Annotated in this window: 16 protein-coding genes; 7 read left to right on the top strand and 9 right to left on the bottom strand. The window is 70.5% G+C overall.

Annotated features, from left to right (window positions below; all coding sequences use genetic code 11):
* The first annotated feature begins 153 nt into the window (after positions 1-153).
* Both M3667_RS15840 and M3667_RS15835 read left to right on the top strand, forming a co-directional pair.
* Positions 154-1,470 (top strand): D-alanyl-D-alanine carboxypeptidase family protein, encoded by a 1,317-nt coding sequence (locus M3667_RS15840; RefSeq protein WP_251509444.1) that lies wholly within the window; start codon positions 154-156, stop codon positions 1,468-1,470.
* Between the two features lie 311 nt (positions 1,471-1,781).
* Complete coding sequence (locus M3667_RS15835; protein ID WP_251509442.1) at positions 1,782-2,261, top strand: hypothetical protein; 480 nt, start codon at positions 1,782-1,784, stop codon at positions 2,259-2,261.
* 49 nt (positions 2,262-2,310) lie between these two features.
* Here M3667_RS15835 and M3667_RS15830 read toward each other — a convergent pair whose 3' ends face one another.
* From M3667_RS15830 to M3667_RS15820, 3 genes are read right to left on the bottom strand one after another with little or no spacing between them, the layout of a single operon-like run.
* A complete protein-coding gene (locus tag M3667_RS15830; RefSeq protein WP_251509441.1) occupies positions 2,311-2,919 on the bottom strand; it encodes a response regulator transcription factor in 609 nt (202 codons plus the stop codon).
* On the bottom strand, positions 2,916-4,304 hold the full coding sequence (locus tag M3667_RS17085; RefSeq protein ID WP_251509440.1) for an ATP-binding protein: 1,389 nt from the start codon (positions 4,302-4,304) through the stop codon (positions 2,916-2,918). The genes M3667_RS15830 and M3667_RS17085 overlap by 4 nt, the downstream gene beginning before the upstream one ends.
* Positions 4,305-4,790, bottom strand: coding sequence for a hypothetical protein (locus M3667_RS15820; RefSeq protein ID WP_251509439.1), 486 nt, complete (start codon positions 4,788-4,790; stop codon positions 4,305-4,307).
* Between the two features lie 171 nt (positions 4,791-4,961).
* Here M3667_RS15820 and M3667_RS15815 point away from each other — a divergent pair, with 171 nt between their 5' ends.
* Genes M3667_RS15815 through M3667_RS15805 form a run of 3 tightly spaced genes read left to right on the top strand, consistent with a single transcriptional unit; the run spans position 4,962 to position 6,231 of the window.
* Positions 4,962-5,831, top strand: a complete 870-nt coding sequence (locus M3667_RS15815) for a hypothetical protein (RefSeq protein WP_251509438.1) — start codon at positions 4,962-4,964, stop codon at positions 5,829-5,831.
* Positions 5,831-5,968 (top strand): type II toxin-antitoxin system Phd/YefM family antitoxin, encoded by a 138-nt coding sequence (locus tag M3667_RS15810; RefSeq protein ID WP_251509437.1) that lies wholly within the window; start codon positions 5,831-5,833, stop codon positions 5,966-5,968. The genes M3667_RS15815 and M3667_RS15810 overlap by 1 nt, the downstream gene beginning before the upstream one ends.
* Positions 5,965-6,231: a Txe/YoeB family addiction module toxin gene (locus M3667_RS15805; protein WP_251509436.1), complete on the top strand. Its 267-nt coding sequence runs from the start codon at positions 5,965-5,967 to the stop codon at positions 6,229-6,231. The genes M3667_RS15810 and M3667_RS15805 overlap by 4 nt, the downstream gene beginning before the upstream one ends.
* Here the strand turns inward: M3667_RS15805 and M3667_RS15800 are convergent.
* Genes M3667_RS15800 through M3667_RS15785 form a run of 4 tightly spaced genes read right to left on the bottom strand, consistent with a single transcriptional unit; the run spans position 6,225 to position 8,690 of the window.
* Positions 6,225-6,437 (bottom strand): hypothetical protein, encoded by a 213-nt coding sequence (locus M3667_RS15800; protein ID WP_251509435.1) that lies wholly within the window; start codon positions 6,435-6,437, stop codon positions 6,225-6,227. The genes M3667_RS15805 and M3667_RS15800 overlap by 7 nt on opposite strands.
* Entirely contained in the window at positions 6,434-6,805 is a 372-nt protein-coding gene (locus tag M3667_RS15795; protein ID WP_251509434.1) for a hypothetical protein, read from the bottom strand. Before M3667_RS15795 ends, M3667_RS15800 begins: the two co-directional genes overlap by 4 nt.
* Before the next feature lie 22 nt (positions 6,806-6,827).
* Entirely contained in the window at positions 6,828-7,901 is a 1,074-nt protein-coding gene (gene ychF / locus M3667_RS15790) for a redox-regulated ATPase YchF (protein ID WP_251509433.1), read from the bottom strand.
* Positions 7,902-7,940: 39 nt separating this feature from the next.
* Positions 7,941-8,690 carry a class I SAM-dependent methyltransferase gene (locus tag M3667_RS15785; protein WP_251509432.1) on the bottom strand — a complete coding sequence of 250 codons (750 nt, stop codon included), beginning with the start codon at positions 8,688-8,690 and terminating at the stop codon, positions 7,941-7,943.
* A gap of 119 nt (positions 8,691-8,809) precedes the next feature.
* Here M3667_RS15785 and M3667_RS15780 point away from each other — a divergent pair, with 119 nt between their 5' ends.
* Together M3667_RS15780 and M3667_RS15775 are read left to right on the top strand one after the other, a co-directional pair.
* Complete coding sequence (locus M3667_RS15780; protein ID WP_251509431.1) at positions 8,810-9,403, top strand: 3'-5' exonuclease; 594 nt, start codon at positions 8,810-8,812, stop codon at positions 9,401-9,403.
* 54 nt (positions 9,404-9,457) lie between these two features.
* The gene (locus M3667_RS15775) at positions 9,458-10,786 is read left to right on the top strand and encodes a DNA recombination protein RmuC (protein WP_251509430.1); all 1,329 of its coding nucleotides are present in this window, start codon (positions 9,458-9,460) and stop codon (positions 10,784-10,786) included.
* 69 nt (positions 10,787-10,855) lie between these two features.
* Here M3667_RS15775 and M3667_RS15770 read toward each other — a convergent pair whose 3' ends face one another.
* Together M3667_RS15770 and glpX are read right to left on the bottom strand one after the other, a co-directional pair.
* Positions 10,856-11,068: a UDP-N-acetylmuramyl pentapeptide phosphotransferase gene (locus M3667_RS15770; protein WP_251509429.1), complete on the bottom strand. Its 213-nt coding sequence runs from the start codon at positions 11,066-11,068 to the stop codon at positions 10,856-10,858.
* A 464-nt stretch (positions 11,069-11,532) separates the two neighbouring features.
* Positions 11,533-12,522: a class II fructose-bisphosphatase gene (gene glpX, locus M3667_RS15765; protein ID WP_144835263.1), complete on the bottom strand. Its 990-nt coding sequence runs from the start codon at positions 12,520-12,522 to the stop codon at positions 11,533-11,535.
* Positions 12,523-12,560 lie beyond the last annotated feature (38 nt).

Below are 12,560 nucleotides of genomic sequence, written 5' to 3'. Positions count from 1 at the left end.
CTTCGGGAATCTCCCGATGTGTTTACACGGTAAGTCGCCGACCTCCACGCGTGAGGGGGGCTTGATATTCGTCTCGCCGTGAGGCACACCTCCGGGTTAGGTTCGGAGCATGCACCGGGGGGAAGCAGCCATCACGATCGTCCGTGACCGCTCATGACCACGTCTCACACGCTCGCGGATTTCGCCGATCTGCTCGACGACGCTCCCCCGGAGCCGACCCCGCCCGGACCGGCGGGCAAGATCGTCGCCCTCTCTTTCCTCGGGGTGATCCTGCTGCTCCTCGCCGGCTCCGGCGGGTACGTGTGGTGGGCGTCGACGGCGGCGCTGCCCGCTCCCACCGTCACCTCGCAGGCTCCCGCGGTGGCCCCCGGGGCAGTCGCGTCCGTGCCCATGCCCGCGACCGGTGCCGCTCTCCTCCGGGTCGAGGGCGGAGACGCCTTCCTGGGGCCCGACGCCGCGAACGTCTTCGCCTCGGCCGGTGGCGACGACGCCCGCTCCCTCGCCAGCGTCGCGAAACTCATCACGGCGCTGGTCGTGCTCGATGCGCACCCGCTCGCGAGCGCCGACGACCCCGGTCCCACGATCTCGTTCACCAGGGCCGACACCGACCTGTACGACCAGTTCTACGTGCAGGACGCCGTCGTCGCCCGCATGCCCGACGGCACGCGCATGTCGCAGCACGATGCCCTGGCGACGATGCTGCTCCCCTCGGCCGCCAACTACGCCGTCGCCCTCGCGCGGTGGGGCTTCGGCTCGGAGGGCGCCTACGTGCAGGCCGCCCGCGCGTGGTTGAGCGCGAACGGGTTGACCAACACCCGCATCGTGGATGCCACCGGGCTCGACTCCCGCAACACCAGCACGCCGAGCGATCTGCTCGCCCTCGCGCGCCTCGCCGCGGCGAATCCCGCCGTCGCGGCCATCGCCGCCACCGGCTCGATCGACGTACCCGGTCCCGGATACGTCACCAACACCAACGACCTGCTGGGCACCCTCGGAGTCACGGGGCTCAAGACCGGCAATCTCGGCGACGGCACGTTCAATCTGCTCTTCACCTCCCGCCTCGACGTCGGCGTCGGCACGCCCCTGCAGATCACCGGGGTGCGCATGGGCGGCGGGACGCACGACTCCACCGACGATGACGTGCGGCGCATGCTGCAGGGGGTCGCGGACGGGTTCCACGACGTCACCGTCGGCACGGTCGGCGACACCATCGGCTCGATCTCGACGCCCTGGGGCGCCAAGGCCTCGCTCGTGCTCGCTCAGACGAGCGAGGTGCGCACGTGGTCGGACACCCCGATCGCGGTCGATCTGAAGACCACCACACCGCAGAACTACGCCGACGGTGAGGTCGTGGGCAGCGTCTCGTGGACCGCAGGGCCCCGATCGACCTCGTCGAGCGTGAAGATCTCGGGCGCGATCGAGGAGCCGACGCTGTGGTGGCGCCTCACCCATCCCGGAGAGCTGGGCTGAGCCGCCGGGTGCGGCAACCCGACCGATCCGTCCTCGTCGGTTGCGATTCGTGCGCGAGATCCGCGTTGTCGGATCGTTATCGCGGCGAACCTCGACAGCCCGCCCTTGATGGATATCGTCGCATCGTGCCCCGCTCACGCCGCGTCCTCGCCCTCCCTCTCGCCGCAGCCCTGCTCTTGGGATCCGCCGGGTGCGCGTCCCAACCGAGTGCCGATCCCTCGGCCCCGAGCACGCCCACGGCCGCCGCCTCGACCACGGTCCCGCCTTCGCCTTCACCAACCGCCGGGTCCGACGCCCCCTCGAGTGACGCCGTGCTGACCTTGTCGCTCGACAGCGCGTCGCTCTCGGACGGACCAACGCTCGAGTACTCGCTGAGCGCCGTGGACGCGTGGACCGCCGCCCTCGGCAGCGCACCGTCGACGTCTCCTGCCGAGGGCCCTCCGGGGTACGACCTCCAGATGACCGTGGTCGAGTGGCCCGGCCTGAAGATGACCGTGCCGAACGACGGCTCGGCGACCGGACGCCTGTTCGTGTCGAGCCCGACCGTGGCGGGACACCCCGTCGTGACGGCCGAGGGTCTCTCCGTCGGCTCCACACGCGCCGAAGGGGTGGCAGCGGGCGCGGTGGACGGTTTCGACTCCACCGAGCTGCGCCTCGGCTTCCGCGACGTGCCAGGCACTCAGTCCCTGCAGCGCCCCGGCGAGACGGGTCGCGAGTACGTCATGCTCGTGCTCGACGGCGACTCGGTGAAGTCGATCCTCGTTCCGGCGGACGACTACAGCGACCTCTGAGCCCGCGCACGTCGCGGCGCGCCGCCGGCGTGGGCGTCCCGTGACGGCCTCACAGGTGATCCCGCGCCCACAACGCGGCGCTCGTGCGGTCGGCGACACCGATCTGCCGGAAGACGTTGCCCAGATGGGCTTTCACGGTCCGCTCCGAGATGCCGAGCGCCGTGGCCACCTGCTTGTTCGCGAGGCCGTTCGCAACGAGTCGCAGCACCTCCTCTTCGCGCGCGCTGAGGCCGTTGCCCGGCGCCGCGGCATCCGGAAGCAGCGCCCCGGCGACGCGGGCGTCGAGCGGCGTATGTCCCTCCGCGACGGATCGCACGGCGGAGCGCAGGTCGGCGGGCTCGGCGTCCTTGAGCTGATACCCCGTGGCGCCGGCGGCGATCGCCCGACGCACCTGGTCGCGGTCGCCGAACGAGGTCAGCACCAGCACGCGGATGCCGGGATGCTCCGCCCGCGCGGCACGCGTCGCCGCGATCCCGTCCATCACGGGCATCGACACGTCCATGACGACGACGTCGACCTCGGTGGTGCCGACGAGCGCGACCGCCTCCGCGCCGTTCGCCGCGGTGGCGGACACGACGATGTCGCCGTCCGCGGCGAGCACCGAGGCGAGTCCCTCCCGCACCATCGAGTGGTCGTCGACGACGAGGACGCGGATCATTCGGACTCCCGGGGGCGATCGTGCGGGGGAAGGGTCAAGCGCCACGCCGTGCCGTGACCGGGAGCGGTGGCGAGGGCGAGCTCGGCGCCGGCATCGGTGGCGAGGTCGCGCAGGACGCGGGTGCCGAGGTGCCCCTCGGCGGGTGGGCGGTGCAGGGTCGCCGCGTCGAACCCCCACCCATCGTCGGCGACCGTCAGCACGGTGCCGCCGGTCTCCGCGGCCACGGTGATCACGACGCGGCAGGGAGCCGCGTGGGTCACGGCGTTGCGCAGAGCCTCCTGCGCGACCCGGTACAGCAGGCGATCCTGCTCCTCCGATAGTTCGTCCACCGGCATCCGCAGGTCGAGTACGACGTCGGCTCCCCGCGTGCGGGCCGTCGCCGCGAGGTCGTGCAGCGCGGAGGCGAGACCGGACGCGCCCAGGCTCTCGGGGTAGATGTCGACCAACAGCGAGCGCAGAACCCGCACGTTTCCGCGGACCGCCGCCGCCACCTCCCGCAGGCGCGACGCTCCGGCCTCCTCGCCGCGGCGGTCCGCCTCGACGGCCGCGCTCTCGGCGCCGTAGCTGGTCGCGACGAGTTCCTGCACCGGGCCGTCGTGCAGGCTGCCCGCGATGCGTCGGCGTTCGGCATCCGACGCATCCACCGCCCGCTGCAACAGTTCGCTGCGTCGCGTCTCGGCGCGGCGGAGTTGCCGCAGCAGCGTCCAGACGATCGGGGCGGTGAGCACGACGAGCAACAGCAGACTGCTCGTCGTCACGCCGGCGAATCCGCGCCACAGCTCCGCTGAGCGCGCCGCGACGGGCTCGTAGGGGTAGTAGACCTCGAACAGCAGCTGCTGCCCGCTCGCCGACCACACCGGACGGTAGACCTCGAGCAGGCGCGACCCGCTCTCGAACTCGTTCTCGTCCTCCGACAGGTCGGAGACCGCCGCGCGGGTCGACGGAGTGGTCAGAGCAGCGCGCTGGGCCTCGTCGAGCTCGAAGGTGCGGCCGATCAGCTGCGGCTCGTCGGCGTAGAGCACGCGCCCCTCGGGGCTCCAGATCTTCACCCGGATGACGTCGTCGCCGAGGATCTGCGACCGCACGGTCACGTCGAAGGCAGCGACGGCGGCCGGGTCTCCCGCGGCGAGCGCGTCACTGAGCGCGGGCCGCACGACGGCGTCCGCGAGCACGTTGGTCACCTGCGCGGCGTCGTTGACCGCCTCGCGCTCCGCGAGCCACTGCGCACCGAACCCGGCGAGCGCTGCGACGGCCACCAGCACGGCGGCCAGCCCCGCGGCGAGGCGCAGCAGCACGGCACGGGTCGACAGGGTGCGCGGGAGCGTCCGAGAGGGGCGCGCCGTGACGAGCACCTCCCAGGACGGAGCGGAGGGGTCGGATGCCACTCAGTCGTCTCCCCCGTGGCGGTCGCCGCCGTGTCCGCTCGTGCCGCCGTCATCCGCGCCGCCGCCGTCAGAGCGGCCGCTGTCGTCGGTACGGGATTGCGTCGAATCGCCCGTGCCCTGCACGGCTCTGTCATCGCCGGGTTCGACGCGCGTGTCGCGCGGGGCGTCGCCACCGGCATCTTCGGGAGTCGTCACCGCCGCACCGTCGTCGCTGCCGGGCGAGCCGCCGCCGGGAGCGGAGTCATCGGTCGAGGTGGCGCCGCCGTCGCGGTCGTCGCCGGGCTCGACCCGCTGATCGCGCGGAACGTTTCCGCCACGATCGTCGACGGATGCCGAGGGCGAGGGCGTCGGCGCGAGCACCTGGGCGAGCGAGGGCACCGGCACCGGCACCGATTCGGCGAACGACGCATTGCCCCACAACCCGATCGCCGCGGGTGCGGCAGCTATCAGCAGGGCTCCCGCTCCGACAAGGATCCGCTTCTTCATGTCATCCGTCCTTTCGCCCATTTTCACCCGCGGTGCGGGGAACGCTGTCCACTGTTCGCGAAACCGCACGGTCGGGCCATCGGACGATGGTCGTAGTACCAAGGTCGCATTGCCCGGTCCGGGCGCCGGCCGCGACGGTGGGAGCAGCTCAACCGACGAAACGAGGCCCTCATGAGCAGCAGCACCTCCCCCCGTTCGACCCTGACCCGCACCACCGCGATCGTCGCGGCCGCCCTGGTCGCGGCATCCGGTCTCCTCTTCCCCGCCGCCGCGCAGGCGAAGACGACCTCGGTCGGCGGCGACTACGCCGTCACCGTGAACGGCACCACCTACAACCCCGCACCCGGCAAGGACGCGAAGCTCAAAGACGTCGCCGTCTCGGGCCGCATCACCGTCAGCGGCACGAACAACCGCTTCACGATCGACCCCGCCACGCTCGGCGTCTACGACTACACGCTCACGGGCGCTCCCGACACGCAGCGCATGGTCACGAGCCCCACCGTCGTGTTCGCCTCGAAGGTCCCGACCCTCACGGCCGCCCAGCGCAGCGGTGCCCGGCTGTCGAGTCTCGAGGTGCGCGACGACTCCCTGGTGGCGATCTTCACCACTGCCGGCGGCAAGCTGAAGATCCAGGCGAAGGACGGCGCGCAGGGCGGCATCTTCCAGATGGAGCCCGAGTTCGCCGCCCCGGTCGAGCTCGTGCACACGCTCGGCCCCGGGCTCTTCTCCTTCGTCAACCCGTACACCGGCAAAATCAACTTCGGAAACGGGGTGGATGCCGTGACCTCCGGCCCCGGCGCGCACCAGATGCTGCTGGGCAAGGACAGCCCGCAGGTCGCCACGAAGACCTACCAGGATGCGACCGTCACGAAGTGGACCGTCGCCTCGGGCGGCCGCATGGGCGGCGTGCTGGGCGAGGACGCGATCGAGCTCTCCGCGGGTGCGACCAACTGCACCAGCCAGTGCCAGGCGCAGAACCGCATCAACGGGTCGCTCCCCGTCCCCCCGAACCCGACGAACCCCACCCCCATCGGGGGCTGATGTCGAAGGATGAGTACGACTCTCTCATCGAGACGAGCTACCTTCTCCGATCCCCCGAGAACGCTCGTCGACTTCTGAGCGCGCTCCAGGACGCGCGCGCCGGAGACGTCGAGTCGCACGAGCTCGTCGAACCGTGAGAGAACGTCTCCTCGCGTGGACCAGCGGCGCGCGGGAGGACTACCTCTACTGGCAGACCCAGGATCGAAAAACAGTTCGCCGCATCAACCTGCTCCTCGCCGACGTTCTGCGTGACGATCCCGTCGACGGGATCGGCACGCCCGAGCCACTGAAGCACGCGCTGGCGGGAGCGTGGTCACGACGCATCGATGAGGCGAACCGGCTCGTCTACGTCGCCGACGACGCTCGAGTGACGATCCTGCAGGCTCGCTACCACTACTGATCGTCGCGGCGTCGGTCGCGCACGGGATCTGCGGAGAGCCACATGGCGCGCCAGAACGCGACGAAGAACACGATCGCCGCGATGATCCAGAGAACGAGCCAGATCAACCGCCCCTCAGCGGGTGCGGCGAACACGGCGAACATTGCGCCAATCCACACGGGAAGGCACACGAACTGCGCGATCTTGAACGTGCGAATGTCGTTCACGAATTCACCGGATCTCCGCGCCGCCGCGGCCCTGCCGCAGGGCTCATAGACGGCGCCGTGTCCATGTTCGAGTTGGCCTCCCGCCACCATCGGACGAGCGACGAAGCGAACGGCAACGCCGCATCCTCATGCGGAATGTCGAGACCATAATCGTCGCGCAAGAGAGTCACGATGCGCGCACTGAGGAGAGGGGCGTCGTCACCAGCCCCGAGCCAACGCATAATCGGCGCGATCAGATCGTCGTACTCGTTCTCATCACCCGGTCCGTCGTCGTCGGCATAGACCCCGAGAACGTCCCACTCGATGAGCCGAGCCCGAAGCTCTGCGACGCGTCGCCCCGCGTCCCGTCGGATCCCGTCGCGACTCACCCGACCGCTCCTCTCGACCCGCTCAGTTGTTGAAGCGGAACTCCACCACGTCGCCGTCCTGCATGACGTAGTCCTTGCCTTCGAGGCGGGCCTTGCCCTTCGCACGGGCCTCGGAGACCGAGCCGAGCTCGACGAGGTCGTCGAACGAGATGACCTCCGCCTTGATGAAGCCCTTCTCGAAGTCGGTGTGGATGACACCGGCCGCCTGCGGCGCCTTCGCGCCCTGCGGGATCGTCCAGGCGCGCGCTTCCTTGGGGCCGGCGGTGAGGTAGGTCTGCAGGCCCAGCGTGTCGAAGCCGATGCGGGCGAGCTGGTCGAGGCCTGACTCGTCCTGACCGGTCGACGCGAGCAGCTCGGCGGCGTCCTCGGGGTCGAGGTCGATGAGCTCCGACTCGATCTTCGCGTCGAGGAACACGGCCTTCGCGGGGGCGACCAGAGCGGCGAGTTCGTCCTTGCGCGACGGATCGGTGAGCACGGCCTCGTCGACGTTGAAGACGAAGATGAACGGCTTGGCGGTGAGCAGTCCCAGCTCGCGGATGGGCGAGAGGTCGATTCCGGATGCCGACAGCAGCACGCCACGCTGAAGGGCGTCCTGCGCGGCCTTGGCGGCCTCGAGCACCGAGGGGTCGAGCTTCTTGCCCTTGACCTCTTTCTCGTATCGGGTGATCGCCTTCTCGAGCGTCTGGAGGTCGGCGAGCTGCAGCTCGGCGTTGATGGTCTCCATGTCGTTCGCCGGGTTGACCGAACCGTCGACGTGCACGACGTCGTCGTCGGCGAATCCGCGCACGACCTGCGCGATGGCATCCGCTTCACGGATGTTCGCGAGGAACTGGTTGCCGAGGCCCTCGCCCTCGCTCGCGCCGCGGACGATGCCGGCGATGTCGACGAACGACACCGCAGCGGGCACGAGCCGCTCGCTGCCGAACACGTCGGCGAGCTTCTGCAGGCGCACATCGGGAAGGTTCACGACCCCGACGTTGGGCTCGATGGTGGCGAACGGGTAGTTCGCCGCGAGCACCGAGTTCTTGGTCAGAGCGTTGAAGAGGGTCGACTTTCCGACGTTGGGAAGGCCGACGATTCCGATGGTAAGAGCCACGGGAGTCCAGGTTACCCGGCTGAGAGACTCCTCACCGCGTCAGGGTCGTCGCGCGCGGAACGCGTGGGTGACGTACGGCAGCGCGACCGCCCCGCCGTCGGCGAGTCCCGGCACGGATGCCACGACCCCGTCGACCGCGGCGTCGATGCCCGCGCGCTTCTCGGGGCTGGCCGTGATCACGTCGCTGCGCGAGCCGACGAGGTCGCGCAACTGCGGCAGGGTGATCTGCCGATCCCAGCGCCACTCACGGTGCTCCAGCCCCTCGAAAGGCTCCGCCACGCGCGGTCCGCTCGTCGCCAGGAGCACCTCGGCGTTCGAACCGCCCATCGCCGCCGTCAGCTGTTTCACCCAGTCGACGCTGTCGTCGCGGATGTTCCAGATGAGCCCCAGCTCTCCCCCGCTGCGCAGCACACGCGCGACCTCACGGGAGGCCGACTCGACGTCGACCCAGTGCCACGCCTGCCCCATGACGACGGCGTCGAGGGCAGAATCGGGCAGCGGCAGGCTCTCGGCCGTTCCGATGAACGTGGGCACTCCTCGCGCGTTCTCCCGTAGGGTCGCGAGCATGTCGGCATCCGGATCGACGGCCACCACGTCGGCACCGAGCTCGACGACGGAGCGCGTCAGCTTGCCCGTGCCGGCACCGACGTCGGCGACGCGCAGACCGCGCCCCGGTTCGCGCACCCGCTCCAGCAGCCACGCGACCGCCTCGGCGGGGTAGCCCGGACGCCCCGACTCATAGGCGGAGGCCGCCTGTCCGAACGAGGTCGACTTCGCCTGATCGCTCATGGCCCCGACCCTACGCCGACCCTCCGACACGGCATCCGGAGTCTTTTCGAGCAATCCCGGATGCCGCCGACCCCGGCGCGCCTCCTCGGCTCGACGCCGGGCCGGGTGAGGGTGGAGGCGTGGCTCTGGACTTCACCGCGATCGACTTCGAAACGGCGAACTCCAGTGGTGCGTCCGCGTGTGCCGTGGGTCTCGCCCGGGTCCGGGGCGGCCGCGTCGTCGCCACCGCCGCCTGGCTGATCAAGCCTCCCGCCGGTCACGACCATTTCGCGCCGATCAACGTCGGCATTCATGGGATACAACCTGCCGACGTGATGCACGCGCCCGGCTGGTCCGAGCAGCTGGAGCGCCTCGCCGCGTTCGCCGGTTCCGACGTGCTCGTGGCCCACAACGCCGGCTTCGACATGTCGGTGCTGCGCCGCGCGTGCGCCGCGACGGGCGACGAGTGCCCGCCCTACCGTTACCTCTGCAGCGTGCAGATGTCGCGCAAGACCTACTCCCTCGCGTCGTACCGCCTCCCGCTCGTGGCCGCCGAGGCCGGCTGCTCGCCGTTCGCCCACCACGACGCCCTCGCCGATGCGGTCGCGTGCGCGGAGATCACGATCGACTGCGCCCGGCGCGCGGGTGCGGACGACGTCTTCGCCCTCGCCGCGCATCTCGGCGTGCGGGTGTCGCAGATCGCCGTCGAGCCGGCCGAGCGCGCGGTCGCCTGAGCCCTTCCGGCCCGTCTTGCCGGCGATGTCGGAGGTCTGGTGCATGCTGACCCCATGGACGCGATCGCCCTCATCCTCGTCATCATCGCCCTCGCCGTCGGCGCCGCGGGCGGCTGGTTCGTCGCGACCTCGCGCGCGGCGGCTCGCGACGCGACCGCGCAGCAGGCTCTGTCGGCCCGGGTGGCCGCCGCAGAGGCCGAGGGTGCAGGCCTCAGGGCGCAGCTCGACCACCAGGTGTCGCTCTATCGCGAGCTGGCGGGGCAATCCCGGGCCGACCAGGCTGCGCGAGAAGAGCGCGAACGTCGCGAGCAGACCGTGCTGCGCGCCCTCGACCCCGTGCGCGAGACGCTCGACGCGATGCAGCGAAAGGTCGACGGTCTCGAGCGCGACCGCGTCGAGCAGTACACCGCGCTCGGCGAGCAGCTGCGCCTCTCGCGCGAAGCAGACGAAGCCCTGCGCGCGACGACGGAGTCCCTCGCCTCCGCCATGCGCTCTGGAACGACCCGCGGAGTGTGGGGCGAGACCCAGCTGCGCCGCGTCGTCGAGGCCGCCGGTCTCACCCGATACGTCGATTTCGACTTGCAGTCGTCGATCTCGAGCGACGCGGGCGCCGGTCGACCCGACATGGTCGTGCGGCTGCCCGGGGGCAAAGCGTTGGCGGTGGATGCCAAGGTGCCGCTCGATGCGTACCTGCAGGCGAGCGCGATCCCGGTCACGGCGAACGGCGACGAGGGCATCCGCCGTTCCGGTCTTCTCGCGAAGCACGCGAGGGCCGTGCGCGCGCATGTCGACGCCCTCGCGAAGAAGGCGTACTGGTCGGGGCTGACGACGAGCCCCGAGTTCGTGGTCTGCTTCCTGCCGAGCGAGTCGCTGCTCGCCTCCGCACTCGACGAAGACCCGACGCTGCTCGACTACGCTTTCACGCGGCGCGTGGCCCTCGCCTCCCCGGTGAACCTGTGGGCCGTGCTCAAGACGGTGGCGTTCACGTGGACGCAGCAAGACGTCTCCGACGAGGCCCGCACGCTCTTCACCCTCGGGACCGAACTGTATGAGCGGGTGGGGGTGCTCGCCGGACACGCGAACGAACTCCGTCGCGCGATCGAGAAGACGGTCGACAGCTACAACCGTTTCGCCGGATCCCTGGAGTCGCGCGTGCTCGTCACGGCGCGCAAGTTCCCCGGCATCGACGAGACCAAGCTCGACGCGGTAGCGGCCCCGGCCGCGCTCGATGCGACGCCGCGGCGATGGACGGCCCCCGAGATGATCGATCTCGACAACGACCAGCCGTCAGCACAGTTCGCGGATGGCGGAGACGGCCCCACCGCTGTCCGCGCAGACCTCGGGTCGGTGCGGGAGCGCGCCGGACTGGAAAGAGACCAGTGAGGGGCACGGTGACTCAGAGGGTCGCGGTGACTCAGAGGGATGAGCCGCAGTGCTCGCCCGCGCCGAGGCTCAAGACCCGCCGGGAACCCAGCTCAGCAGGCTGACCACGGCCGCGGAGACACCGACGAAGGCGCCGACCATCCACCACGCACTGACCTCGTGGCCCTCGTCGCGGCGAACGCGAAGGAGCACGTCGGGGCGGCGCGCGGGGTCGACCGCGCTGGCGATGACCGCCTGCGCACCTGTCTGAGGTGCTGTCTGATTCGTCGGAGCTGTTGCCATGGACGATCCCCCTTCGGGTCTCGGAAGAACACAGCGTCGCCGTTGACACTCCTTGAGATTCTGCCAGACGAGCCCTCCTACGCCGGTCACGCTTGCGTCACGACACGCCCGGCTGTATCTGCGCGTCGGGACGACGACCGCGCGCCTCGCCCCGCGCCCCCGCGCCCCGCGCCCCGCGCACGCCACGCACCCCGCGTCCGCACCCCGCGCCCCGCGCCCCGCACGCGCCACGCCCCGCGCGCGCCACGCACCACGCGTCCGTGCCACGCACCCCCGCGTCCGCGCCCCGCGCCCCGTGCTCGGGTGGGGGTCCGCGCCCCCTAGAACCGCGAGACGCATCTCGCTGACGAAACAGCTGCAGCTTGCAACCGACTTGTCAGCGAGATGCAGTCTCGCGAGGAAAAGACACGCGCCGCGGCATCCACAGCAGGCGACGCGCGGGCAAAGAGATCAGCCGCGCGGCGTCACAACCACTTCGACGTCAGGTGCTCCGACGAGATGCGGCGGAGCGTTCCCGAGGCACCGCGCAGCACGACGCTCTCGGTGTAGATGAAGTCGCCATCGCGACGGACGCCCTGCACGAGCTGACCATCGGTCACGCCCGTGGCGACGAAGATCGTGTTCTTGCCCTTCACCAGACCATCGGCCTCGTACACCTGGCCGTCGACGTCGAGGCCGGCATCCCGACCCTTCTCCTTCTCGTCGTCGGTGCGCGGGGCGAGCACACCCTGGATGTGGCCACCCAGCGCCTTGATCGCGCACGCGGTGACGATGCCCTCGGGGCTGCCGCCGATTCCGACGCACATGTCGGTGCGGGCGTTGTGGCGGGCGGCGTTGATGCCACCGGCGACGTCGCCGTCGCTCATCAGGCGCGTTCCGGCACCGGCTTCGCGGATGTCGGCGATCAGCTTCTCGTGACGCGGGCGGTTCAGCACCGAGACGACGAGCTCGTCGACCGGCTTGCCGAGGGCCTTCGCGAGCAGTCGGATGTTCTCCCCGATCGGGAGGCGGATGTCGACGACGCCCACACCGGCGGGACCCGTGACGAGCTTGTCCATGTAGAACACGCTCGAGGCGTCGAGCATGGTGCCCTGGTCCGACACGGCGATGACCGAGAGCGCGTTCTGACGGCCCGCGGCCGTGAGCGAGGTGCCGTCGATCGGGTCGACGGCCACGTCGCACTGGGGTCCGCGACCGCTGCCGACGCGCTCCCCGTTGTAGAGCATGGGGGCGTTGTCCTTCTCGCCCTCACCGATGACGATCGTGCCGTCGAAGTTGACGGTGCTGAAGAACGCGCGCATCGCGTCGACGGCCGCACCGTCGGCGGCCTCCTTATCGCCTCGACCGATGAAGGGGACGGCGCGGATGGATGCAGCCTCCGTCGCCCTCACCAACTCCAGAGCCAGGTTGCGGTCGGGGTGCAAAGGGCTCATGTCGGCAGTCAGGCTCACCATGGGGTCACTGTATCCAGCCGAGAGAAGACAATCGCGGG

Source organism: Microbacterium sp. P26, assembly GCF_023712585.1.
GTDB lineage: Bacteria > Actinomycetota > Actinomycetes > Actinomycetales > Microbacteriaceae > Microbacterium > Microbacterium algihabitans_A.
This window is presented reverse-complemented; position numbering and strand designations above follow the sequence as displayed.

Coding starts and splice junctions, on each gene's coding strand:
- M3667_RS15840 (WP_251509444.1), top strand. CDS start 154: ATGACCACGTCTCACACGCTCGCGGATTTCGCCGATCTGCTCGACGAC.
- M3667_RS15830 (WP_251509441.1), bottom strand. CDS start 2,919: ATGATCCGCGTCCTCGTCGTCGACGACCACTCGATGGTGCGGGAGGGA.
- M3667_RS15820 (WP_251509439.1), bottom strand. CDS start 4,790: ATGAAGAAGCGGATCCTTGTCGGAGCGGGAGCCCTGCTGATAGCTGCC.
- M3667_RS15815 (WP_251509438.1), top strand. CDS start 4,962: ATGAGCAGCAGCACCTCCCCCCGTTCGACCCTGACCCGCACCACCGCG.
- M3667_RS15810 (WP_251509437.1), top strand. CDS start 5,831: ATGTCGAAGGATGAGTACGACTCTCTCATCGAGACGAGCTACCTTCTC.
- M3667_RS15785 (WP_251509432.1), bottom strand. CDS start 8,690: ATGAGCGATCAGGCGAAGTCGACCTCGTTCGGACAGGCGGCCTCCGCC.
- M3667_RS15775 (WP_251509430.1), top strand. CDS start 9,458: ATGGACGCGATCGCCCTCATCCTCGTCATCATCGCCCTCGCCGTCGGC.
- M3667_RS15770 (WP_251509429.1), bottom strand. CDS start 11,068: ATGGCAACAGCTCCGACGAATCAGACAGCACCTCAGACAGGTGCGCAG.
- glpX (WP_144835263.1), bottom strand. CDS start 12,522: ATGGTGAGCCTGACTGCCGACATGAGCCCTTTGCACCCCGACCGCAAC.